The organism is Marinobacter sp. SS21, assembly GCF_028369065.1.
Taxonomy (GTDB): Bacteria; Pseudomonadota; Gammaproteobacteria; order Pseudomonadales; family Oleiphilaceae; genus Marinobacter.
Window position 1 is genome coordinate 226,343 of the sequence record NZ_JAQNDA010000005.1, and the last position, 21,539, is coordinate 247,881.

General features: G+C 62.2%; 23 protein-coding genes. 14 read left to right on the plus strand and 9 right to left on the minus strand.

Going from position 1 to position 21,539, the window contains the following annotated elements:
* Positions 1-4 precede the first annotated feature (4 nt).
* The 4 genes from N6L25_RS09065 to N6L25_RS09080 are packed head-to-tail and all read left to right on the plus strand — an operon-like array spanning position 5 to position 3,389.
* Positions 5-820 (plus strand): SDR family oxidoreductase, encoded by an 816-nt coding sequence (locus tag N6L25_RS09065; protein ID WP_271979506.1) that lies wholly within the window; start codon positions 5-7, stop codon positions 818-820.
* A gap of 36 nt (positions 821-856) precedes the next feature.
* Positions 857-1,921, plus strand: coding sequence for a phosphotransferase family protein (locus N6L25_RS09070; protein ID WP_271979507.1), 1,065 nt, complete (start codon positions 857-859; stop codon positions 1,919-1,921).
* Positions 1,921-2,610, plus strand: a complete 690-nt coding sequence (locus N6L25_RS09075) for a histidine phosphatase family protein (protein WP_271979508.1) — start codon at positions 1,921-1,923, stop codon at positions 2,608-2,610. Before N6L25_RS09070 ends, N6L25_RS09075 begins: the two co-directional genes overlap by 1 nt.
* An 11-nt stretch (positions 2,611-2,621) precedes the next feature.
* Positions 2,622-3,389, plus strand: coding sequence for an SDR family oxidoreductase (locus tag N6L25_RS09080; protein ID WP_271979509.1), 768 nt, complete (start codon positions 2,622-2,624; stop codon positions 3,387-3,389).
* Positions 3,390-3,481: 92 nt separating this feature from the next.
* Here N6L25_RS09080 and dacB read toward each other — a convergent pair whose 3' ends face one another.
* Positions 3,482-4,936, minus strand: coding sequence for a D-alanyl-D-alanine carboxypeptidase/D-alanyl-D-alanine endopeptidase (gene dacB, locus N6L25_RS09085; RefSeq protein ID WP_442915225.1), 1,455 nt, complete (start codon positions 4,934-4,936; stop codon positions 3,482-3,484).
* Positions 4,937-5,445: 509 nt separating this feature from the next.
* Between dacB and N6L25_RS09090 the strand changes: the two genes are divergently transcribed.
* Positions 5,446-6,216: a glutathione S-transferase N-terminal domain-containing protein gene (locus N6L25_RS09090; RefSeq protein ID WP_271979511.1), complete on the plus strand. Its 771-nt coding sequence runs from the start codon at positions 5,446-5,448 to the stop codon at positions 6,214-6,216.
* Between the two features lie 6 nt (positions 6,217-6,222).
* Here N6L25_RS09090 and dkgB read toward each other — a convergent pair whose 3' ends face one another.
* The gene (gene dkgB / locus N6L25_RS09095; RefSeq protein WP_271979512.1) at positions 6,223-7,032 is read right to left on the minus strand and encodes a 2,5-didehydrogluconate reductase DkgB; all 810 of its coding nucleotides are present in this window, start codon (positions 7,030-7,032) and stop codon (positions 6,223-6,225) included.
* A gap of 152 nt (positions 7,033-7,184) precedes the next feature.
* On the opposite strand from dkgB, the gene N6L25_RS09100 reads away from it, so the two are divergent.
* Positions 7,185-7,598, plus strand: coding sequence for a GFA family protein (locus tag N6L25_RS09100; RefSeq protein ID WP_271979513.1), 414 nt, complete (start codon positions 7,185-7,187; stop codon positions 7,596-7,598).
* Here N6L25_RS09100 and N6L25_RS09105 read toward each other — a convergent pair.
* The 3 genes from N6L25_RS09105 to N6L25_RS09115 all read right to left on the minus strand — a co-directional run bounded on the left by N6L25_RS09105 (position 7,592) and on the right by N6L25_RS09115 (position 11,168).
* Positions 7,592-8,713 (minus strand): PQQ-dependent sugar dehydrogenase, encoded by a 1,122-nt coding sequence (locus N6L25_RS09105; RefSeq protein ID WP_271979514.1) that lies wholly within the window; start codon positions 8,711-8,713, stop codon positions 7,592-7,594. The two genes, N6L25_RS09100 and N6L25_RS09105, sit on opposite strands and share 7 nt — an antisense overlap.
* Before the next feature lie 114 nt (positions 8,714-8,827).
* The gene (locus N6L25_RS09110; RefSeq protein ID WP_271979515.1) at positions 8,828-10,636 is read right to left on the minus strand and encodes an ABC transporter ATP-binding protein; all 1,809 of its coding nucleotides are present in this window, start codon (positions 10,634-10,636) and stop codon (positions 8,828-8,830) included.
* Between the two features lie 79 nt (positions 10,637-10,715).
* The gene (locus N6L25_RS09115) at positions 10,716-11,168 is read right to left on the minus strand and encodes a YaiI/YqxD family protein (RefSeq protein WP_271979516.1); all 453 of its coding nucleotides are present in this window, start codon (positions 11,166-11,168) and stop codon (positions 10,716-10,718) included.
* Between the two features lie 226 nt (positions 11,169-11,394).
* Between N6L25_RS09115 and N6L25_RS09120 the strand changes: the two genes are divergently transcribed.
* The 7 genes from N6L25_RS09120 to N6L25_RS09150 all read left to right on the plus strand — a co-directional run bounded on the left by N6L25_RS09120 (position 11,395) and on the right by N6L25_RS09150 (position 16,957).
* On the plus strand, positions 11,395-12,477 hold the full coding sequence (locus N6L25_RS09120; RefSeq protein ID WP_271979517.1) for a thiamine pyrophosphate-dependent dehydrogenase E1 component subunit alpha: 1,083 nt from the start codon (positions 11,395-11,397) through the stop codon (positions 12,475-12,477).
* Positions 12,474-13,451 carry an alpha-ketoacid dehydrogenase subunit beta gene (locus N6L25_RS09125; protein WP_271979518.1) on the plus strand — a complete coding sequence of 326 codons (978 nt, stop codon included), beginning with the start codon at positions 12,474-12,476 and terminating at the stop codon, positions 13,449-13,451. The genes N6L25_RS09120 and N6L25_RS09125 overlap by 4 nt, the downstream gene beginning before the upstream one ends.
* A complete protein-coding gene (locus tag N6L25_RS09130; RefSeq protein ID WP_271979519.1) occupies positions 13,448-14,557 on the plus strand; it encodes a dihydrolipoamide acetyltransferase family protein in 1,110 nt (369 codons plus the stop codon). The genes N6L25_RS09125 and N6L25_RS09130 overlap by 4 nt, the downstream gene beginning before the upstream one ends.
* A gap of 105 nt (positions 14,558-14,662) precedes the next feature.
* Entirely contained in the window at positions 14,663-15,244 is a 582-nt protein-coding gene (locus N6L25_RS09135; RefSeq protein WP_271979520.1) for a copper chaperone PCu(A)C, read from the plus strand.
* A 26-nt stretch (positions 15,245-15,270) separates the two neighbouring features.
* Positions 15,271-15,936: a class I SAM-dependent methyltransferase gene (locus N6L25_RS09140; RefSeq protein WP_271979521.1), complete on the plus strand. Its 666-nt coding sequence runs from the start codon at positions 15,271-15,273 to the stop codon at positions 15,934-15,936.
* Positions 15,937-16,115: 179 nt separating this feature from the next.
* Positions 16,116-16,451, plus strand: coding sequence for a TfoX/Sxy family protein (locus N6L25_RS09145; RefSeq protein WP_271979522.1), 336 nt, complete (start codon positions 16,116-16,118; stop codon positions 16,449-16,451).
* A gap of 80 nt (positions 16,452-16,531) precedes the next feature.
* On the plus strand, positions 16,532-16,957 hold the full coding sequence (locus N6L25_RS09150; RefSeq protein WP_271979523.1) for a GFA family protein: 426 nt from the start codon (positions 16,532-16,534) through the stop codon (positions 16,955-16,957).
* A 16-nt stretch (positions 16,958-16,973) separates the two neighbouring features.
* On the opposite strand, the gene N6L25_RS09155 is transcribed toward N6L25_RS09150, so the two are convergent.
* From N6L25_RS09155 to N6L25_RS09170, 4 genes are read right to left on the minus strand one after another with little or no spacing between them, the layout of a single operon-like run.
* On the minus strand, positions 16,974-17,924 hold the full coding sequence (locus tag N6L25_RS09155; RefSeq protein WP_271979524.1) for a patatin-like phospholipase family protein: 951 nt from the start codon (positions 17,922-17,924) through the stop codon (positions 16,974-16,976).
* Positions 17,921-19,417 (minus strand): flavin-containing monooxygenase, encoded by a 1,497-nt coding sequence (locus N6L25_RS09160; RefSeq protein WP_271979526.1) that lies wholly within the window; start codon positions 19,415-19,417, stop codon positions 17,921-17,923. Before N6L25_RS09160 ends, N6L25_RS09155 begins: the two co-directional genes overlap by 4 nt.
* Before the next feature lie 14 nt (positions 19,418-19,431).
* The gene (locus N6L25_RS09165; RefSeq protein WP_271979527.1) at positions 19,432-20,205 is read right to left on the minus strand and encodes an SDR family NAD(P)-dependent oxidoreductase; all 774 of its coding nucleotides are present in this window, start codon (positions 20,203-20,205) and stop codon (positions 19,432-19,434) included.
* A complete protein-coding gene (locus N6L25_RS09170) occupies positions 20,202-20,831 on the minus strand; it encodes a TetR/AcrR family transcriptional regulator (RefSeq protein WP_271979528.1) in 630 nt (209 codons plus the stop codon). Before N6L25_RS09170 ends, N6L25_RS09165 begins: the two co-directional genes overlap by 4 nt.
* A gap of 162 nt (positions 20,832-20,993) precedes the next feature.
* Here N6L25_RS09170 and N6L25_RS09175 point away from each other — a divergent pair, with 162 nt between their 5' ends.
* Positions 20,994-21,401 (plus strand): DUF2784 domain-containing protein, encoded by a 408-nt coding sequence (locus N6L25_RS09175; protein WP_271979529.1) that lies wholly within the window; start codon positions 20,994-20,996, stop codon positions 21,399-21,401.
* The last annotated feature ends 138 nt before the right edge of the window (positions 21,402-21,539 follow it).

Below are 21,539 nucleotides of genomic sequence, written 5' to 3' on the forward strand. Positions count from 1 at the left end.
AATCATGACGCAACGTATCTTCATCACCGGCGGGGCCAGCGGCCTGGGGCGTGCCCTTGCCCTGCGGTATGCCCGTGAGGGCGCCCGGGTCTGTATTGGTGACATCAATCCGGAACTGGGCGGTCAGGTCGAGGCGGAGATCCGCGCCGCCGGCGGCGACGGTTACTACGTCGATTGCGATGTGCGCCGGATCTCGGATCTGGAGAAGGTACGGGACGAGCTGAAGGCGCGCTGGGGCGGTGTCGATATTGTGGTCAACAACGCCGGGGTGGCCTCTGCCGGTGCGATTGAAGAGAGCACCCTGAGCGATTGGGAGTGGATTCTCGATATTAACGTTCTGGGAGTGGTACGGGGTTGTAAGGCCTTTACGCCGCTGTTCAAGCAGCAGGGCGCAGGCACTTTTGTCAACGTGGCGTCCATGGCGGGGCTGATGCTGGCGCCGATGATGAGTAGCTACAATGTCTCCAAGGCCGGTGTGATTGCCTTGTCGGAAACCCTGCACCAGGAACTGCGGGATTATGGCATTCACACCAGCTGTGTGTGCCCGGCCTTTTTCCAGACCAACCTGGCCAGCACCATGCGCTCGGACATCGCCGGCATGCAGCAGAACGTCAATAAATTGATGAAGCGGTCCACGGTGACGGCGGAGCAGGTGGCCGCTGACATCTTCCGGGCCGTGCAGGCAGGCGATTTTTGGGTATTGCCCCACGCCAAAGAGCGTCGGTTGTGGCTGATCAAGCGCCATGCGCCCTGGGCCTTCGACTGGTTGATGCACCAGGAAAGCAAACGCTGGCTAGCCAAGATTGCCAAGACAGCCTGAAACTCACCCGTGCAGGATTCAACAGGAGCGCAGTAAATGACACAGATTGACCAGGCGGTGGCCATTCGTGAGGGCGAAGAGCTGGATGCCGCAGCGGTAGACCGGTTTATGAAACAGGCTGTCCCGGATTTGCAGGGACAAGCTGCCATTCGCCAGTACCCCGGTGGTGCCTCCAACCTGACCTACCAGGTGGACTACGGCGAGCGTTCCTACGTGCTACGCCGTCCGCCCTTTGGCACCATCGCCAAATCCGCCCACGACATGCTGCGGGAAGCCCGGGTGATGAAGGCGTTGCGGCCGGTATATCCGTACGTGCCGGACATTGTCTCGATCTGCGACGATCACGAGGTTCTGGGCTGCGATTTTTACGTCATGGAGCGGTTCAGGGGCATTATCCTGCGGCAGGACTTCCCGGCCGACCTAACCCTCAACGAAGCGGATACCCGCAAGCTGTGCCTGAGTGTCATCGACAAGCTGGTGGAACTGCACCAGGTGGATGCCAAAGCCGCTGGCCTGGACAAACTGGGCAAGGGCGAGGGCTATGTCCAGCGTCAGATCGGTGGCTGGAGCAGCCGTTTCCGCAAGGCCCGTACCGAGGACGTCGGCGACTTTGAGGAGGTGATGGCCTGGCTCGAGCAAAAGATGCCGGCGGATGTGGCCCAGTGCGTCATCCACAACGACTACCGTTTCGATAATGTGGTGCTGAATCCTGATAACCCGTTTGAGGTGGTGGGTGTGCTGGACTGGGAGATGGCCACCATCGGCGATCCGTTGATGGATCTGGGCAACAGTCTGGCCTATTGGATTCAGGCGGACGACGATCCGGAAATGCAGATACTGCGCCGCCAGCCCACCCACCGTCCGGGCATGTTGTCCCGCAAAGAGGTGGTGGATTATTACCTGGAGCGTTCCGGGCTGCAGGTCACCAATTTTGATTTCTACGAGGTGTACGGGCTGTTCCGACTGGCGGTCATCATCCAGCAAATTTATTACCGCTTCTATCACGGCCAGACCAGGGACCAGCGTTTCGCGGGGTTTGGTGAGGCAGCGAATTACCTTGAGCAGCGCTGCCAACACCTGATCCGGGGCAGCGCTTTGTAATGGCCACCATCTATCTAATCCGTCATGGCCAGGCCAGCTTCGGCAAGGACAATTACGACCAGCTGTCCGAGACCGGCTGGCGGCAGGGGCGGGTGCTGGGTCGCTGGCTGGCCGGCAAGATCAGTCCCCAGGTGGTGTTGGGCGGTTCGTTGGAGCGCCACCGGGAAACGGCTGAAGCCATTGCTAGCGGTTATGGCGGCGACCTCCCAGACATGCAGATCCTGGCCGGACTCAATGAATTCGACCACCGCTCGGTCATTGAGGCCTTCCGGCCGGCCTGGGCGGATCGGGCGGTGATGGCGCGGGACCTGTCGGCATTTCCCAAGCCCGCAAAGGCGTTTCAGGAGGCCTTTGTACAGGCCGTGCAGCGTTGGGCGTCCGGGTTTCATGATCAGGATTACTGCGAGAACTGGCCGGCGTTCCGGCAGCGGGTGCTGGCGGCCCTGGATCAGCTGATCGAATTCGGCGATGGCGCCGATGTACTGGTGACCACCTCTGGCGGCCCGATCTCGGTCATTGTCCAGGAGTTGCTGGGCCTGACGGACGAGAAGGCCCTGCGGCTGAACGAAGTCATCGCCAACACCAGCGTCACCCGGGTGCTGTATTCCGGGGCTCGGCGCAGCCTTTCCGTGTTCAACAATTACAGTCACCTGGAAGCGGAAGACCCCGCCCTGGTGACGTTTCGATAAGAGGCAACTCTATGCGTAACAACCTGTTCGATCTTGAAGGCAAGGTGGCCCTGGTCACCGGTGCCAGTCGTGGTATCGGTGAAAGCATCGCCCGCACTCTGGCCGCTCACGGTGCCCACGTCATTGTCAGCAGCCGCAAGCTTGAGGGCTGTGAGGCGGTTGCTGCCAGCATCCGGGAAGCCGGTGGCAGCGCCGAGGCGATTGCCTGTCATATTGGTGACATGGAGCAGATCGAAGGGCTGTGGGGGCAGGTTCAGGAGCGCCATGGCAAGGTCGATATCCTGGTCAACAATGCCGCCGCCAACCCCTATTTCGGGCCGGTGGAGGACACTGACCTGAGCGCCTTCCAGAAAACGGTGGACGTGAACATCCGCGGTTATTTCTTTATGTGCGCCCGCGCCGCACAGATGATGAAGCGCCAGGACGGCGGCGCGATCGTCAATGTGGCCTCCGTGAACGGCGTTAATCCTGGCCATTACCAGGGCATCTACTCCGTCACCAAGGCGGCGGTGATTTCCATGACCAAATCGTTTGCGATGGAACTGGGGCAGCAAAATATCCGCGTCAACGCCCTGTTGCCGGGGCTGACGGACACCAAGTTTGCCAGCGCCCTGACCACCAACGACGCCATCAAACAGAAGGCCATGGCCCATATCCCCATGAAGCGGGTCGCCGACCCGGACGAGATGGCGGGAACGGTGCTGTATCTGGTGTCTGGTGCCAGCAGTTATACCACCGGCGCCTGTATCAACGCCGACGGCGGTTATCTGACGGTCTAGCCGTTGGGGGCTAGGGGGAAGGAGAAATAGGAAAAGCAAAAATAAGGGGGACGGATCTGAAATCCGTCCCCCTTATTTTGATTGCGGTTCGCCTATTCGGTCGCTTCCGCCACCTCGGCCTTGGACAGGGTGGTTCCTACCGGTGGCCGGTAATGCAGGGAGTACAGAGCCCGGTCCAGTATGGCCTGGCCATTCCATGCCGGGTCGTCATTGATCATGCCGACCACCACCCAGGTGTTGTTGGCTTCATCCCGGCTAAAGCCGGCAATGGAGCGGACGTTTTCCAGGTAGCCGGTCTTGATCCGGCCCTGACCTTCCATGCCGGTGTTGCGCAGTCGCCGTGCCATGGTGCCGTCCATGGCGATCAGCGGCAGAGATGCCATCAGATCGGCAGAAAACGGACTGTTCCAGGCGCTCAAAAGAATCTGGGCGCCCTGGCGGGCGGTGATGCGGCCGTGGCGACTGAGGCCCGCGCCATTGTCGATCACCATGCCGGCGGTGTTGATGCCCTTGCTTTCCAACCAGTTATACACGGCGCGAATGCCCGCTGCCCGGTCATCGTCGTCACCTTCTTCCCGGTTTTCGGCGCCAATGGTCAGCAACAGCTGACGGGCCATGACATTGCTGCTCCATTTGTTGATGTCGCGGATGGTGGTCACCAGATCCGGCGAGGTCATGGTCAGGATCAGCCGGGCCTCCTCGGGGGTGACGGCCATGCGGTCTTCGCCCTGCAGGGCAATGCCGAGTTCGGACAACAACGAACGAATGAGGGCGGCACTGTATTGCTCCTGGGGCAATAGCGATAGGTAAGCCATGGTGCGACAGCCCTGAGGTAACTGGCCCGTGACGCGCACGGTCACCCGCTGGTCGTCGATAATCGGCTTCCAGCTGAAGCGCCGGCGGGACGGGCAGGGCGCTTCGGCCGCAGCGGTTACCCGGTTATCAATCACCACGTTGTCCAGGGCCGGCGAACTCCAGGCCTGGGTGCCTCGCTCATCGGCTCGCACCTGGAAGTGCACCAGGTTCAGGTTGCTTAAATAGGCCGAGGGTGCCACCAGAAATGGTGCATGAGGGTTATCGCCGTTGTCCTCAAAGGCGGGCAGCCCGCCGGAAAGCTGGAACACGCTGCCATCGAGCACCAGATCACCGGTAATGGTGTCGATCCCCATGCCGCGCAGCTCCCTTAGGGTGCTCCATAGTCGCTCGATGGTGAGCTTGGGATCGCCGCCGAACTCGACGAAGAGATTTCCCTTCAGGGTGCCCCCGGACAGGGTGCCATCGGTATAGAAACGGGTGTCCCAGCTGTAGGTTGGTCCCAGCAATTCCAGGGCGGCGTAAGTGGTGACCACTTTCATGATGGAGCCGGGGCTCATCTGCTGGTCAGCGTTGATGTATTGCTCGATGCCCGGGCCATTGAGCGGAATGGCCGCCAGGCTGAATGCCTCCTGACCGCTGAGGGAACGGTCGGCGTAGTCGCGCATCTGGTTGCTCCAGGTACGTTCCATCGCCGGTTCCGCTGCCAGGGCGTTAGCCGTAGCGGCAGCCAGGCCTAGGGAAATCAGTGGAGCGAGGCTCCAGCGCTTGCTCCATTGATCGGATCTGGAGGCACCAGATGGGCCTGTCCTTGGAAAAAAACTGCGCAACATGGTGTCAGTTCCGAGCTTGGGAGCCTGAACAACTCCGAATGCCAGGAAGGGTCCGGAGTGATTCAGAGGCTCCCTTGGTAAATGGAGTTCGCTATTGATTTTTACAGTAGCCCATCTTCGCCTTTTATACTATGCAGAAAAGTTCTACATGACGTTAAAAAATGCCCCCAGGATCATTGTTTCTATGAGACTTTTGTTTCGCTTTGTAATGGCCTCTTTGGATTCAGTAAGTTAGCGCTGGTCTCTGTCGATGGGGCGGGGCAGCCGGTGGGTGTGATGGTTCTGACGTGACGCTCCGATGGGCCCCGAAGGCCAATGGCGAGTCCCGGTCCACAAGGATAATGGTCGCTGTGTGAAATCAATCGCCCATGGTCTAATGGGTACAACGCAGAGATGGAAGGACAGAATCGATGTCGAATGCCGTGATTCACAACCTCAATATTCTTGGCTCGGTGGCCACTTCCTCCTTGACCGCTTGGCGTGGCTGTCTGGTGGTCAAGTCCGTGCCCCAGCCGGAAAAACCGTTGATCCTCTACGATATGGAGGCTTGTCCGTACTGTCGTCGGGTGCGGGAAGCACTCTCTGCCTTACAGCTGGATGTGGAAATCCGTCCTTGTCCGAAAGGCGGCAAAAGCTTTCGTCAGGATGCGGAAGCCCTGGGCGGCAAGCAGCAATTTCCGATGCTGGTGGACGAAAACACCGGCAAAGCCCTGTATGAGTCCACCGATATTGTGACTTACCTGTTCCAGCAATACGCCAATCGCGGGGTGCCGGGCTTGTACCGTAGCCGGGTGTACCAGCCCTTGTTGAGTTCGCTGGCCTCTGCCGCCAGTGGCCTGCGGGGCCTGCGGGCGAAGTCGGCCCGTCGGCCGGAGCAGCCGCTGCACTTGTGGAGTTTTGAAGGCAGTCCCTTCTCACGGCTGGTGCGTGAGCGCCTGTGCGAGTACGAAATCCCCTACACCCTGCATAACATCGGCAAGGAGCACTGGACCGAGGTGGGACCGGCACGGCAGCGTCTCAAGCCAGGGCCTTACGAGCCCAAGGCCGGTGGCAAGCGCGACGAGTTCTTCCAGAAGCACCAGCGGGTGCAGGTGCCCTACCTGGAAGACCCGAACACCGGTGAGGGGCTGTTTGAATCCGCCGCTATCCTGCAGTACCTGGATCGTACCTACGGCGCCTGAAGCCGCTCAATCCCAGGGTGGGGCGAAGTCCGGATTGGCAATCCTTTCGCCCCGGTCCAGCCGGTCGATGGAGATCAACTCTTCCGGTGTCAGCACGATCTGCAGGGCGTCCAGATTGGCCTTGAGGTGCTCGGGCCGAGTGGACGATGGAATGGGCACGATCCCCCGGGATGCCACCCAGGCGATGGCCACTTCCGCTGCGGTCACTCCGTGCTGGCGGGCAATGCCCTGCAGGCATTCGTCCTCCATCACCCGGCCGACAGCCAGGGGCATGTAGCCGGTCACAGTGATGCCGAGGGTTTGGGCGTGGTCCACGACCTTGCGATTGGCCAGGAACGGATGAACTTCAATCTGGTTGGTGAAGATCGGAGTTTCACCGAGGATATCCCGGGCCAGGTCCATCTGGGCGATGGTGAAGTTGGACACGCCTATGTGTGTGGTCAGGCCATCGCGCTGAGCGTCCTGCAGGGCGGTGAGGTAGTCGGCCATGGGCACGTCATCGTTGGGTGACGGCCAATGCACCAGTGCCAGGTCGACGTGGTCGGTTTTCAGCCGTTGAAGGCTTTGCTTGAGACTGTGCATCAGCTTCGAGCGGTGCAGGTTATCGTGCCAGATCTTGGTGGTAATAAAGATCTCGCGACGGGGAATGCCGCTGGACGTGATGCCATCGCCGACTTCCGCTTCGTTCTGGTACATCTGGGCGGTATCGATGTGTCGATAGCCGAGGGAAAGCGCTATCTTGACCGCGTCCCTGGCGATATCGCCGGTCAGCCGAAAGGTCCCTATCCCAATGGGCGGAAGTGCGTCGAATGCCATAGTGACCTCCAGAGAAATCGCAACGGTTGTTCTATACGGTGGTACTTCTGCGGTAGTTCTTCAAGTATCCAGCGGGTATCATTTTCGCTCGCTTTGGCGGCTGGCACGCAGCCCGCTGACCCCGCCCACATACCTGACTGATGAGGACGAATATGCTGACCGGCCACTGCCTTTGCGGCACCGTCAAATTTGAGTACCAGGGGCCGCTCGGGCCGATCTCTCTGTGTCATTGTAGCCAGTGCCGCCGCGCCCAGGGCAATGCCTTTTCTGCCAGTGCACCGGTGCAGAAAGTCCATTTCCAGGTCACCTCGGGTGAAGAACAGATCCGCGAATTTGAATCACGGCCGGGCAAATACCGGGCCTTCTGCGTTAATTGCGGCAGCCCGCTGTACAGCCGGGTGGATGCCATCCCCGGTATCCTGCGCCTGCGAGTGGGGGTGATCGATGGCCCTCTGGGCAAGGGGCCGGCCGCCCACATCTACGTCGGCTCCAAGTCCGACTGGTTCCCGATCACCGACGACATTCCCCAGTACGACAAAACCGAAAGGACCAACGATCCTCACTGAGGCAATAGCCTCAGGACCTCACCGTCCCGCTCGTCGGTCAGCAGCCAGAGCACGCCATCCGGCCCCATGCGGACATCGCGGATGCGTTTGCCGAACTCGCGCAGCAGGTCCTCCTCTTCCACCACCTGGCCATCGTGAATTTTCAGGCGTACCAGCTTCTGCAGCTTGAGCGCGCCGACGAACAGGTCGCCCTGCCAGTCGGGCACCTCAGTGCCGGTGTAAAAGGCCATGCCGGAAGGCGCAATGGATGGATCCCAGTAATGCAGGGGCTGGGCCATGCCAGGCATGGCGGTCTGGTCGGTGATGGGTAGGCCCGAGTAGCCGATACCATAGGTAATGACCGGCCAGCCGTAGTTGGTGCCCGCCGTAAGGACGTTGATTTCGTCACCGCCACGGGGCCCATGCTCATGGGACCAGATCTCGCCGGTTTCCGGATGACGGGTCAGGCCCTGGATATTGCGGTTGCCGTAGGTGAAGAGCGTGGGTCGGAACTGCGGGCGTTGAAGAAACGGATTGCCCGGGGCCGGGTCGCCGTCAATGGTCAGGCGGTGGACGCCGCCGGCGTCGTCATTGGTAGCCTGGGCCCTGGGCCGGTCGCCACGGTCTCCCACCGCAACGTAGAGGTAGCCGTCGGCATCGAACACCATACGGCCGCCAAAATGACGGCTGGTGCCGGAACGGGGCAGGGCCTCGAAGATAACCCGCACATCCTCCAGTCGGTCGCCGGTGAACCGGGCGCGGCTGACCCGGGTAGTCTTACCCTGGTCGTTCCCGTGAGCATAGCTGAGGAACAGCAAACGGTTATCGGCAAAATCCGGATGCAGTACCACCTCCAGCAAACCGCCCTGGCCGGCGACCGTCGCTGTTGGGACGCCTGCGACGGGCACTGGCTCCAGCTGGCCGGCGCGAATCAACCGGAGACGGCCCTCCCGCTCCGTTACCAGCAGCGAGCCATCCGGCAGAAAGGCCAGGCTCCAGGGGTGTTGCAGGCCGCCGGCGACGGTTTCCAGCCGGAAACTGGTCCGCTCGGAATGGTAGACCTCCGGCGCGGCGCCGCAGGCCAGAGTCAGGCTGAGCGCGGCGCCTGCGATGGCGGCTTTGACAGTGCGCAACATGGTGAGCCTCCGCTCATGGACGGAATGGGCCAGCTCCACTCCGGCAGGCATGTTTGAGACAAGCCGGCGTGTTTGAGACAAGATAGCACCCTCGGGGGGACACTCCCAGTCGGTTCAGGCGAATTCCGCTTCCTCGGCCTGACCGGTCTGCACCCGCCATTGGGCAGCGTACAGGCCGTTATCCCGCAGTAAACTTTGGTGGCTGCCGATCTCCGCCAGCTTGCCCTGATCAATTACCGCAATGGTGTCGGCATCCACCACGGTGGACAGGCGGTGGGCAATCACGATGACGGTCCGGTTGTGGCGAATGTGCCGCAGCGAGCGCTGGATCGCCGCTTCGGTCTCATTGTCCACGGCGCTGGTGGCCTCATCGAGAATCAGTATGGCTGGATCCTTCAACAGCGCGCGGGCCAGGGACAGTCGCTGGCGTTGACCACCTGAGAGGCGCACGCCCCGTTCGCCCACGGGTGTATCCAGACCTTCCGGTAGTTGCTCGATGAACGCCCAGGCTTCGGCAGTTCTGGCGGCCTCGATGATGTCATGATCTGACGCGCCCGGCAGACCATAGGCAATGTTTTCCCGAACGGTGCCCTCGAACAGGTAGACATCCTGGCTCACCAGGCCAATGGCCTCCCGCAACGATCGCAAACTGGTCTGATCGATGGGCACTCCGTCCACGGTAATGCTGCCGCCCTGGGGCTCATAGAATCGCATCAACAGCTTGATCAGGGTGGACTTGCCCGAGCCGGTGGCGCCCACCAGCGCCAGGGTTTGGCCCGCTGGCAGCGACAGCGAGATATCCGAAAGGCCGGCGCCGCTGCCGGGGTAGCGGAAGGCCACACCGCTGAACACCACGTCACCACGTACCGGCGCCGGCAACGGCTGGCCCGCCGTGTCGGTTACCCGGATCGGTTCTTCCAGCAGATCCAGGATACGGCGGGTGCTGGCCATGGCCCGCTCAAACAGGTCAATCACCGTCGCCAGCCCGGTCAACGGCCACAGTAGGCGCTGGGTCAGGAATACCAGCACGCCGTAGGCCCCGACATTGAGATCCCCCGCCAGGGCCAACATGCCGCCCACGGTAAAGGTGGCCAGGAAGCCCGCTAAAATCGCCATTCGAATGACCGGTATAAAGGCAGAGCTGACCCGGATGGCCTTGCGATTGGCCTCAACATAGGCCTCGCTGCTGACCCGCAGGCGCTCCGCTTCACGCTGCTCGGCGGTAAAGCTCTTGATGGTGGCGATGCCCGCCAGGTTGTTGGACAGTCGGCTCGACAGGTCGCCCACCTTGGCACGGACATCCGCGTAGAGTGGCCCGGCCTTGCGCTGGAAAAAGAACGCCCCCCAGACGATGACCGGAATCGGGGTGAACGCCAGCAGCGCCACCAGTGGCGAGAGGATGAAGAACACCGCACCCACCGCCAGGATCGTGACCGCGACCTGGATCATCGCATTGGCGCCGCCGTCGAGGAATCGTTCGAGCTGGTTGACGTCATCGTTCATGGTGGCCACCAGCTGGCCGGAACTGCGGCTCTCGAAGAACCCCATATCCAGTTGCTGGGCATGTTCGTAGGCGTCCTGGCGCAGGTCCGACTGCAGACGCTGGGCGAGAGTGCGCCACAGTATCTGGAACAGGTACTCGAACAGCGATTCACCGGCCCAGATAAAGAACGTCAGGATGCCCAGCAGGACGATCTGATCCTGGGCTGATTCGAACCCGAGCGAGGCAACGAAGCTGGTCTCCTGGTTGACCACCACATCAATGGCGATGCCGATCAGGATTTCCGGTGCGATGTCGAACAGCTTGTTGATGATGGAGCAGGTGGTGGCGGCGAGAATCTGGCGGCGGTAACCGCGGGCGTAGCGCAGCAGGCGGGCGAGGGCCGCAAAGCTGCTGCCTGCTGAAGGGTGGGGGTGCGACATGTTGGCCTCCTGCGGCAAAACGCAAGAGTAACCAATTTGTTTGCCGGTTAAAATAGAATCATTTGCAACTGCATGGGTGTTAGTGCCTGGCGTTCTTCTGTAGCCAGCGGTCCAGTTGGTCGGCAAATTCCTTGCGGTCGGTCTGGGAGAACGCGGACGGCCCGCCGGTGACCTGGCCGGCGCTGCGCAGCTCCTCCATGAAGTTACGCATGGCCAGTCGCTGGCGGATATTTTCCCGGGTGAACGCCTGGCCGCGGGGGTTGAAGACGTCGGCGCCCTTGTCGATGGCCTCCGCGGCCAGCGGGATGTCCTGGGTGATGACCAGGTCACCGGTGCTGAGCTGGTCCACGATTTCCTGGTCGGCGACGTCAAATCCCTGGCTGACCTGGCGGGTGCGGATAAAGGGGCTGTTGGGCACCCGGATGGCCTGGTTGGCCACAAAGGTGGTCTGGATTTTCCAGCGGTCGGCGGCGCGGCAGAGAATTTCCTTGATGGCCACCGGACAGGCGTCGGCATCGACCCAGATTGCCATGATGGACGGTCCTTACAGGTTGTTCAGAGGCTCCCTAGCATACCCGGTCAGGGCGGTGGCCGGAAGGAATTCGGGTTGATTATCCCCAGGCCGGCGACTAAACCTTAAAGTAGTTTCTGACCAACAGTACTTCCCCGATTCCCCGCGTGATCCGCGGATCGCATCGCGAACCAATCTGCCACAAGCGGATTCACCCAGCGGTGCCCGTTGTAGATGGGAGGCTCGAATGAAAGACCGTTACGATTTCCACGTCGACCGCGTCCGCTACCTGGACGACCATGGCGTTCCCCTGGATACCTTGCCCGACCTGGCGAACCACCATGATCGCCTGCTGGCGGCCTACGCCAACATGGTGCTGACCCGCACCTTCGACAACAAGGTCATCGCCCTGCAACGGACCGGCCAGTGCGGCACCTACCCGTCGGTGCTGGGGCATGAGGTGATTGGCACGGTGATCGGCCAGTGCATGGCCAAGTCCGACGTGCTGGTGCCGTACTACCGCGACCAGGCGGCGCAGATCCAGCGTGGTGTCACCCTGACCGAGTTGCTGCTGTACTGGGGCGGTGACGAACGGGGCAGTGCCTGGGCGCACTGCCCGCAGGATCTGCCCATTGCCGTACCCATAGCCACCCAGTGCTGCCACGCAGTGGGGGTGGCGTCGGCCATGCGCATACGCGAGCAGCATCGCGCCGTGGTCTGCTGTCTGGGCGATGGCGCCTCCTCCAAGGGTGACTTCCTGGAGAGCGTGAACCTGGCCGGCGCCTGGCACCTGCCGGTGGTGTTTGTGGCCAGCAACAACCAATGGGCCATTTCCACCCCCCGCAGCCTGCAGAGCGGCGCCGAGACCATTGCCCAGAAGGCCATCAGTGGCGGTTTGCCGGGACATGTGGTGGATGGCAACGACTACTTTGCCCTGACCGAGGTGCTGACCCAGGCGCTGGAGCGTGCCCGGGCCGGTAAGGGCGGGGCGGTGATCGAGGCGGAGACCTACCGTCTGGGGGATCACACCACCGCTGACGACGCCACCCGTTATCGCAGTGCCGAAGAACTGAAACGGGCCTGGGAGCGGGAAGGGGTGAAACGGATGCAGAACTACCTGCACCAGGCTGGCCTGTGGAACGCCGAGAAAGAGCAGAAGCTGCAGAGTGAGTGCAAGGGCTTTGTCGAGACCGCGGTGAAAGCCTACCTGGCCTCGGAACCGGAACCGCCCACCGCCATGATGGACTTCCTGTTCGAGACCCTGCCGGCAGCCTTGCAGGGGCAGCGGGAGCGGTTAGCCGAGAAGTATCGGCAGGGAGGTGTGTCATGAGCGATGTTACCCTGGTGGAAGCGGTCAACATGGCGTTGGCCTGGGAAATGGCCCATGACGAGGACGTAGTGGTGCTCGGTGAGGACGTAGCGACCAACGGCGGCGTGTTCCGGGCCACCGTGGGACTCAAGGATCGCTTTGGCTATAAGCGGGTGATGGACACCCCGCTGGCGGAGAACCTCATCGCCGGGACCGCCGTCGGTATGGCGGTGCAGGGGCTGAAGCCGGTGGCGGAGTTCCAGTTCATGGGCTTCATCTATGCCGGCATGGACCAGATCATCTGCCACGCCGCCCGCATGCGTAACCGCACCCGGGGCCGGCTGCATTGCCCGCTGGTCTACCGGGCGCCGTTCGGCGGCGGGATTCACGCCCCCGAGCACCATTCCGAGAGCACCGAGGCACTGTTCGCCCATATTCCCGGCCTGCGGGTGGTGATCCCCAGTTCGCCCCAGCGCGCCTATGGCCTGCTGTTGGCGTCCATCCGCGACCCGGACCCGGTGATATTCCTGGAACCCAAGCGCATCTATCGCGCGGTCACCCAGGCCGTGGACGATAACGGCGAGGCACTGCCACTGGATACCTGCTTCACGCTGCGGGAGGGCGACGACGTCACCCTGATCAGCTGGGGCGCGTCCATCATGGAGACCCTGGAGGCGGCGGTCCGGCTGGCCGAGCAAGGGGTGTCCGCCGAGGTGATTGACGTCGCCTCCATCAGCCCTCTGGACCGGGAAACCCTGTTGTGTTCGGTGGCCAAGACCGGGCGGGCGGTCATTGTCCATGAGGCCTGTCGCAACGGCGGGGTCGGTGCGGAAATTGCGGCCTCCCTGGCCGAGGCGGCGTTCCTCGACCTGCAGGCACCGATTGTTCGGGTGACCGGCTACGACACGGTGATGCCGTACTACCGCAACGAGCAAGCCTACCTGCCCCAGGTGGCCGACATTCTCCACGCCGTCGAACAGGTGATTGCGCTATGAAGTACTTCAAACTGCCCGATTTGGGAGAGGGCCTGCCGGAAGCGGAGATCGTGGAATGGCACGTCAAGGTGGGCGACCGGGTCGACGAGGATCAGGTGCTGGTGTCGGTGGAGACCGCCAAGGCCATCGTGGAGGTGCCGTCGCCGCAGGCCGGTGTGGTGGCTCAGCTGTTTGGGGAACCGGGTGACATCATTCACACCGGCGAGCCCCTGCTGGGGTTTGAGGGCGAGGGCGACGACAGCGGCACGGTGGTCGGTAAACTGAAGCGGGCCGAGGCCGAGAGCCGTCAGGACCAGTTCATCATCGGCGCCGCCCAGTCCAGCCGGCAGGCTCGCCACCAGCGGGCAACGCCCGGCGTGCGGGCGCTGGCGGAACGACTGGGGGTCAGCCTGGAGTCCATCAAAGGCAGTGGCCCCGGCGGCCTGATCACCAACGACGACGTGCACCAGCAGGCCAGTCACCAAAAGGCCCTGGGCGACGCGGAGGCGCTGCGCGGTCCCCGCCGCACCATGGCCAAGACCATGTCACTGTCCCATGCCCAGGTGGTGCCGGTGTCGATCTTTGAAGATGTGGACATCGGCGACTGGGCGGCGGGCACCGACATCACCATGCGCCTGGTTCAAGCCATCGCCCAGGGGTGTGAGGCGGTGCCGGTGCTCAATGCCTGGTTCGATGGCGACAATCTGAGTCGTCGCCTGCTGGCGGAAGTCCACGTCGGCATCGCCGTCGATACCCCGGAAGGGTTGTTCGTGCCGGTGCTGCGGGACGTCAATCACCGTGACCAGGCGGATCTGCGCCAGGGACTTGAAAACCTGCGGGAAGCGGTGGCGTCCCGAAAAATCCCGCCGCGGGAAATGCAGGGCGCCACCATTACCCTGTCCAACTTCGGCACCATGGCCGGCCAATACGCCAACCCCATCGTCACCCCGCCTCAGGTGGCGATCGTGGGCGCCGGTCGGATACGGGAGAAAGTTGTGCCCTATAAAGGCAAACCGGCGGTGCGACGGGTGCTTCCGCTGTCGTTGACGTTCGACCACCGGGCCGCAACGGGCGGCGAGGCTGCGCGTTTCATGGCGTCGCTATTGGAGGCTCTGGGCCAGCCCTGACGCTTGCGATCGGGCGCCACTCACGACACTATAGTGCGGACTTTGCCATGACGGTGCCGGCTTGCCTCGCCGGTGCCGCCGTTCAATGACTCGAAGTGAGAGACCATGAGACGCCTGATCCCCCTGTTACTGAGTGTGACCGCTTTGCTGTTGCCGTTGTCCGGCAGTGCCCATGAATACGCCTTCGGCCAACTGTCGATTGCGCACCCCTGGGCCCGGCCAACACCGCCCGGAGTGATGATCGGGGCCGGTTATATGACGATCCATAACGGTGGCGACCAAACGGTCACGCTGGTCTCGGTCCAGAGCCCCAGGGCGGCTCGGGTGACGCTGCACCAGAGCCGGATGGACAATGGCCTGATGCGCATGGAAGCCCTGGAACGTGGCTTGACCGTGCCGGCCGGCGGACGGATAGAACTCAAGCCCCACGGCTACCACCTGATGCTCGAACAGCTGCGGAGCCCGCTGCGGGAAGGGGAGCGGCTTCCGCTGACCCTGACGTTTGAGGGCGGCCTGGAAGTCAGTGTGGAGCTGGCGGTGGAGCCGCTGGATGGCGCGGCTGAGCCGATGGCACCCGTTATGGACAAAGACGGCATGGGTAATGAAGACAAGGACAATGAAGACAAGGGCACTGGCAATAGGGATCATGGCGAAATGAACCATGGCCAGATGCACCACAATCATTAGCCGGCCAGGACGACCGGTGTAGCCCCATGGCGCGCGAGCCGGCGGCCCTGACCGCCCCCGCCTGTACCGTTTGCCACCATTCTACGCTGCGGCACTTCCTGACCGTTCGGGACGTGCCCTACTGGCGCTGCCCAGTCTGCGAGGCGACGTTGATGGACCCGGGCTGCTGGCTGGATTCGGTCAGCGAAAAGCAGATCTACGACCTCCACGACAACAACCCGGCCGATCCCGGCTACCGGCGTTTTCTTGCCAAGCTCATCGACCCGCTGACCCAGCAGCTGACGCCAGCTGCTTCCGGCCTGGAGTTCGGCTGCGGCCCCGGTCCGGCGTTGGCCACCATGCTGTCCGAGCGGGGGTTCGCCATGACGTTGTACGATCCTTACTACCACCCGCAGCCCGCTACGCTGGACCGGACCTACGATTTCATCACCTGCACTGAAGTGGCCGAGCATCTGCACGATCCCTGGACAACGTTTGGCCTGCTTGACGGTCTGCTGAAACCGGGCGGCTGGTTGGGGATCATGACCTGTTTCCAGACCGACGACGACCGGTTTGCCAACTGGCATTACCGCCGCGATCCCACCCATGTGGTGTTCTACCGGGAGTCGACGCTGGCCCATATCGGCCGGCGTTTCGGCTGGCGCCTGCAGGTGCCGGTCAAGGACGTAGCCTTGTTTCAGAAGCCGCTGTAGTCGATGTGGAAACCGCTAAGGTCGATCCGGAAACCACTATAATAGTTGTTCCCCGATGGGCCCTATCGGCCGACCGATCATCAAGGAGGATCACCGCATGCCGCCGAACTTTCTGGCGCTCCAGTCCGTTGGACCTGCCTCATCGGGGGTGCGAGGCGCCGTGCCCGGGGGGCGGGACGATGAGTGAGTACACCGATTACCTGCAGGAAGTGTTCGTTCAATTCGGTCCGGTCCAGGCTCGGCGCATGTTTGGCGGCCATGGCATCTTCCACGACGGCCTGATGTTTGCGCTGGTCAGCGACGAGACCCTGTACCTGAAGGCCGACGACCAATGCCGGGAGGCTTTCATCGAGGCAGGACTGCCCCCTTTCGAGTACGAGAAGCAGGGGAAGCGGATGACGATGTCCTATTACCAGGCACCGGAGGAGGTGCTGGAGGATCCGGATGCCGCTGCCGAGTGGGCACGGCGGTCTTTCGGGGCGGCCCTGAGGACGCGGTCGGGGCGTAAAAAATAGTCTTACGGCGAGGCTGGTCTCGACTATGCTATCAGGGCACTCGCTTGGAACGCATCGAGACATAAATCAGGGAGAACGAAATGGCCGATACATTTTCTGAAACCGTCAACTGCCTGTGTGGCGCCGTCAGCATCCACGCTGCCGCAGTCAGCTCGAAGGCAGACGTCTGCCACTGCGCCATGTGCCGGAAATGGGGCGGAGGCCCCTTGCTGGCGCTGGATGCCGGTACCGAGGTTTCCATCGAGGGCAGCCAGCACGTCAGCGTCTTTGACTCGTCAGAGTGGGCCCAGCGGGGCTTCTGCAACCGGTGCGGCACCCATCTGTTCTATCGCCTCAAGGCCAACGGCCAGTATGTGCTGCCCGCCGGCCTGTTCACCGAAAACCAGGACCGGCTGGCGCTCACCCACCAGGTCTTCATCGACCACAAACCGGCGTTCTATGAGTTCGCCAACCGGACCGAAAACCTGACCGGCGCGGAGCTGTTTGCCAAGTTTGCTCCGCAGTAGGGCGAGCGTTAACCACTCAGGCCGAGGCGATGGCCATTGCCACCGTTGCCGGCGCACCGAGCAGGGCCTGGGACAGCACCTTGGTGCGGCGGCCCGGGTCCATCATGTTGTAGCCGAAGGCGGTCAGGTCGGCGGCGTTGGGCTCCACCCGGATTACCCGTTTGCCGGCGTCGCGCAACAGCTGCTCTTCCCGATCCACGATCGCGGTCATGTACCGGCGTACCTGGCGTTCCACCAGTTTCAGCGGCGATAGCGGTCGATCGGGCTGGCGGCTGGCCATGGGCGCCAGAATGATCACCTCCTCCACCGGCTGATGCACCAGCAGATCGGCCGAGGTGGGGGAGGCCACGCCGCCGTCAAAGTAGCGCCGGCCACCGATGGTGACGGGGGGGCACCAGGCCGGTACGCCGTAAGAGGCGCAGACGGCATCGTTCAAGGCCGCCGTGGGCGCATGTTGCTTGCCAAAGGCCACTCGCTGGCCACTCGCCGTGTCCACCGTCATGATCCAGGTCGCCGGATGCGGCGCCCATTCCCCCGCAGGGACCACACTGTCTATCAGCTGGCGGAAGGGAGCCATGTTGAATTGGCCGGCTGGAAGCACACCGCTGATGGCCGTCAAGGCGGATACCTGCGCCTTAAGCCCGCGCAGCAACAGGCTGGGGCTGGTCAGGCTGGCTGCCGGCAGCGGGGGCAGGGCGCCCCCGCTGTCACTGTCATGATTCCATTGGCAGGCCTTGGCGGTGCCGTGCTGGCAGTCGAGCAACGTTGAGGCCGGCACCCCGGCACCCAGCAGCGCCGCCAGTACCGCGCCTGCCGACGTGCCCACCAGGATGTCGGCGGTTCGCGCGTCCCAGTTCAGCTGCTGCTCCAGCTGCGAGAGCATGGCAATGGTCCAGGCAGCGCCTGCAACACCGCCACAACCGAGGACCAGCGCCCGACGGGGCGTATTGCCCTTTGCCGCCGTCATGACCGACCTCCAAACACCGGCGTAGTGGCCGGTGTGAGTGTGTAGTTAGCGGCATCAAACGATTTGAGCAGGCGCTGCATCTTCAGCGTGCTCCAGGGAAATCCGATACTGTTGAAGCCGTTCTTGTCGAGGTAATAGCTGGAACAGCCGCCGGTGTTCCATACCGTGCCTTGCAGGTCTTTCTGGACCTTGCGATTGTAGCTCCGCTGGGCATCGGCTTTGACTTCGATTCGTTCCAGCTGGCGCTCGCGCATGGTACGTAGGGTGCTGATGATGTAGTTGAGCTGGGCTTCGATCACAATGAACGCCGAGTTGTGACCAATACCCAGGTTGGGCCCCAGCACCATAAAGGCATTGGGCAGGCCATTGATGGTGGTGCCCCGGTAGGCCTGCATGCCATCGGCCCACATCTGGCCCAGGGACTGGCCGGCGTCGTTGAAAATGTGCTCGGCGATAGGCGGCTCGGTGACATGGAAACCGGTTCCCAGGATGATGGTGTCCACCTCCCGTTCGCTGCCATCCTGACCGACCACGGTGTTGCCTCGAACTTCCTTCAGCCCGGTGGCGAAGACCTCGACATTGGGCTGGCTCAGCGCCGGGTAATAGTTGTTGCTCATCAGAACCCGCTTGCAGCCCAGGGTGTAATCCGGGGTCAGCCGGGCTCGCAGCTCCGGGTCCTTGACTGCCCAACGCAGGTGCGCCAGCCCCACCTTCTCCAACTGTTCCAGCAGGCGGGGGTTGCGGAAGCCGATGCCGAAGGTCTCAAAGCCGCTGTACAAAATCGAGCGCCAGGCCTGTAGCGTCATGGGCAGTTCGAAGAAACGTCGCTCGATGTCCGGAATGGCGTGGTCCGGCTTGGGCAGCACCCATTGAGGTGTGCGCTGGAAGATCGCAAGCTTGGCCACCTTGGGCTGGATTTCAGGAATGAACTGAATGGCGGAGGCGCCGGTTCCGATGACCGCCACCCGTTCGCCGCTGAGGTCGTGGTCGTGATCCCAGCGGGAGGAATGGAATACCTTGCCGTTAAAGTCCCGCAGGCCCGGGATATCCGGGACAATGGGCTCGTGCAGGTAGCCCGAACAGGCCACGACCGTGCGGGCAAAGTAGATCTGGTTTGCAGTCTGGACTTCCCAAAGCCCCTTGGCTTCACGCCACTGGGCCCGTTCCACGGCCTGGTTGAAGCGGATGTAATCGCCGATGCCATAGCGTTCGCCCACCTCCCGCACGTACTCCAGAATTTCCGCCTGGCCGGCGAAGGCGCGGCTCCAGTCGGGTTTCTGGGCGAAGGAATAAGAATACAGGGCCGAGGGCACATCACAGGCACAGCCCGGGTAGGTGTTGTCGCGCCAGGTGCCGCCCAGGTCGCCGGCTTTCTCCAGAATCACAAAATTGTCGATCCCAGCCTCTTTCAGGCGAATGCCCAGTCCGATACCGGAAATGCCAGCACCGACCGCCAATACGTCGTAGATCGCGGGTGTGATTTGTTGGGTCATCGGTAGTTGTCTCTTTATTGGTTGGGTTCCGGGCTGAAGAAGTCCATGGCCCGGTAGGTGAGGTCAAGGTTCGCCACCTGCTTGGCCACGCTGTAGATATCCGGATAGATCACTCGGGTGCCGCCCTTGCTGAAGGTGCGATAGATGCGTTTGGCCAGTTCTTCCGGATTACCGGTCGGTATGAAGCGGGATACCGGGCCCCGTTTCACCTGACTGCGCGCATGGCTCTCCAGGCCGGAGAAGATGGGGCCCGGGTAGACCGTGATGACATTGACGTTGTGCATTTTCAGATCGAGCCGAGCGATTTCCGAGGCCATGCCAAATCCGGCCTTGGCGCCGCCGTAGTAACTGCAGCCGCGGATGGGGACCCGGCCCGCCATGCTGGCAATGTTGATCACGCAGCCGTGGCGGTTGTCGATCATCTTGGGCAGGGCCAGGTCCATCAGACGCATCGGGGCGATAAAGTTGATGTCCAGCAGCCGTTTGCCGCGCTCCCAGCCGGTACCGGTGATGCTCATGATGTCCATGATGCCGGCACAGTTGACCAGCACATCCACTGTGCCGTGGCGATCTTCCAGGGCTTGCCACCAGTTTGGCAGGGCCTCGACATCGGTCAGATCGCAGACTTCCAGGTGGGCATTCAACGCGGCTGCCTTGTCTTCCAAAGCCTTGGCGTTCAGGTCAACCAGGGTCAGGGTCGCGGTTGGGTGCTGTTGGCGGAACAGTGACGCCAGTTGGCTGCCAATGGCGCCACCGGCGCCGGTGATCAGGATGTGTTGAGGTTTCATTCTTGTGTCTTCCCTTCTATGGGCTTGGCAATGGTTTTCCAACAGGCGTCACGGGCTTGGCGGAGGTCGTCATCGGAAAGGCTGAGGTAACCCAGCCGCTCGGCCTTGAACAGGCCAACCAGGGACCCCCAGAACAGGGCTATGGCAACTTCGGGACGCAGGTGATCGCTCAGCAATCCATTCTGCTGGCCCAGCTCGATGATCTGGCGGATTGGGAGCAGTAACATGTATTCACTGTTGCGACTGGTGTCGTTCAGATAACTGTGGTGGTCCTGCATCTCCAGGAAACGGAAGGCGTCGGGCTTTTGCCGGGCGAAGGTGCAGAGGCGGTGCCAGACCTCATCGAAAATGGACCGGTCCAGCTTAAGCAAGGGCAGCCCGGTCAGTAGATGCTGGCTCAGGTCGTCTTTGGTGGCCTGGAACAGAGCGTTCACCAGCGCTTCTTTACTGTCAAAGTAACGGTACAGACTGCCCACGCTGACCCCGGCTTCCCGGGCGATGGGGGGCACGGGGGTGCCGTGCACGCCCTCGGCGGCAAATACCTTGAGCGCCGCATCCAGGATACGCTGGCGCTTGTCTGAGTTGCCGTTGCCTGAGGTGGATGATGCAGCGGCTCGGACGCTCATCGGCGGCAGTCTCCTCTCTTGGAATTGGGTATGAATGAACGTTCATTCAGTCCCATTCTGTTCCTGACGGGGATGGTTGAAAATGTCCTTTTGGGCCGAATGATGCCGCCCCGGTACTGGCATCCGGCCCAGCATGTGCAAAGCTTGAAGGGGGAGGGCGCCATGAGTGACATGCAAATTTACCAATGGCTGGCCGATGGCGTGCTGTTCCTGCACGTTGCGGTTGTGGCGTTCGTGGTGCTGGGGCTGGTGTCGATCCTGATCGGCGGCGTGCGCGGCTGGCGCTGGGTACGGAATCGCTGGTTTCGCTTTGGTCACCTGGGCGCCATTCTAGTGGTGGTGGCCCAGGCCTGGCTGGGGGTGATTTGTCCGCTGACCACCTTGGAAATGTGGTTGCGCGAGCAGGCGGGCGGTGACGGCGTTTATGCCGGGAGTTTTATCGAGCACTGGCTGCAGGCACTGCTGTACTACGAGGCCCCGGCCTGGGTGTTTGTGTTGGTCTATACGGTGTTTGCCGGTGTGGTGGGCCTGGCCTGGTGGCATTTCCCGCCATGGGGGAGACGGCGCTGAATGAGTTGGCGGCATTGCACTAAGCTGAAGCAAGCAGCAACACACATCAGACGTGGCGGCACAAACCAGCGGCGACAACAGACCGAAACGGCGACAACCTCTATAAAGCGGCGGCAACGGCTCCGCTCAACGGTCTAG

What these genes read in the sequence shown, in the direction of transcription:
- N6L25_RS09070 (WP_271979507.1), top strand. Translation starts at nt 857, where the DNA reads ATGACACAGATTGACCAGGCGGTGGCCATTCGTGAGGGCGAAGAGCTG.
- N6L25_RS09090 (WP_271979511.1), top strand. Translation starts at nt 5,446, where the DNA reads ATGTCGAATGCCGTGATTCACAACCTCAATATTCTTGGCTCGGTGGCC.
- N6L25_RS09145 (WP_271979522.1), top strand. Translation starts at nt 16,116, where the DNA reads ATGAGTGAGTACACCGATTACCTGCAGGAAGTGTTCGTTCAATTCGGT.
- N6L25_RS09075 (WP_271979508.1), top strand. Translation starts at nt 1,921, where the DNA reads ATGGCCACCATCTATCTAATCCGTCATGGCCAGGCCAGCTTCGGCAAG.
- N6L25_RS09120 (WP_271979517.1), top strand. Translation starts at nt 11,395, where the DNA reads ATGAAAGACCGTTACGATTTCCACGTCGACCGCGTCCGCTACCTGGAC.
- N6L25_RS09170 (WP_271979528.1), bottom strand. Translation starts at nt 20,831, where the DNA reads ATGAGCGTCCGAGCCGCTGCATCATCCACCTCAGGCAACGGCAACTCA.
- N6L25_RS09065 (WP_271979506.1), top strand. Translation starts at nt 5, where the DNA reads ATGACGCAACGTATCTTCATCACCGGCGGGGCCAGCGGCCTGGGGCGT.
- N6L25_RS09135 (WP_271979520.1), top strand. Translation starts at nt 14,663, where the DNA reads ATGAGACGCCTGATCCCCCTGTTACTGAGTGTGACCGCTTTGCTGTTG.
- N6L25_RS09110 (WP_271979515.1), bottom strand. Translation starts at nt 10,636, where the DNA reads ATGTCGCACCCCCACCCTTCAGCAGGCAGCAGCTTTGCGGCCCTCGCC.
- N6L25_RS09100 (WP_271979513.1), top strand. Translation starts at nt 7,185, where the DNA reads ATGCTGACCGGCCACTGCCTTTGCGGCACCGTCAAATTTGAGTACCAG.
- N6L25_RS09155 (WP_271979524.1), bottom strand. Translation starts at nt 17,924, where the DNA reads ATGACGGCGGCAAAGGGCAATACGCCCCGTCGGGCGCTGGTCCTCGGT.
- dkgB (WP_271979512.1), bottom strand. Translation starts at nt 7,032, where the DNA reads ATGGCATTCGACGCACTTCCGCCCATTGGGATAGGGACCTTTCGGCTG.
- N6L25_RS09115 (WP_271979516.1), bottom strand. Translation starts at nt 11,168, where the DNA reads ATGGCAATCTGGGTCGATGCCGACGCCTGTCCGGTGGCCATCAAGGAA.
- N6L25_RS09140 (WP_271979521.1), top strand. Translation starts at nt 15,271, where the DNA reads ATGGCGCGCGAGCCGGCGGCCCTGACCGCCCCCGCCTGTACCGTTTGC.
- N6L25_RS09125 (WP_271979518.1), top strand. Translation starts at nt 12,474, where the DNA reads ATGAGCGATGTTACCCTGGTGGAAGCGGTCAACATGGCGTTGGCCTGG.
- N6L25_RS09130 (WP_271979519.1), top strand. Translation starts at nt 13,448, where the DNA reads ATGAAGTACTTCAAACTGCCCGATTTGGGAGAGGGCCTGCCGGAAGCG.
- N6L25_RS09175 (WP_271979529.1), top strand. Translation starts at nt 20,994, where the DNA reads ATGAGTGACATGCAAATTTACCAATGGCTGGCCGATGGCGTGCTGTTC.
- N6L25_RS09105 (WP_271979514.1), bottom strand. Translation starts at nt 8,713, where the DNA reads ATGTTGCGCACTGTCAAAGCCGCCATCGCAGGCGCCGCGCTCAGCCTG.
- N6L25_RS09160 (WP_271979526.1), bottom strand. Translation starts at nt 19,417, where the DNA reads ATGACCCAACAAATCACACCCGCGATCTACGACGTATTGGCGGTCGGT.
- N6L25_RS09080 (WP_271979509.1), top strand. Translation starts at nt 2,622, where the DNA reads ATGCGTAACAACCTGTTCGATCTTGAAGGCAAGGTGGCCCTGGTCACC.
- N6L25_RS09165 (WP_271979527.1), bottom strand. Translation starts at nt 20,205, where the DNA reads ATGAAACCTCAACACATCCTGATCACCGGCGCCGGTGGCGCCATTGGC.
- N6L25_RS09150 (WP_271979523.1), top strand. Translation starts at nt 16,532, where the DNA reads ATGGCCGATACATTTTCTGAAACCGTCAACTGCCTGTGTGGCGCCGTC.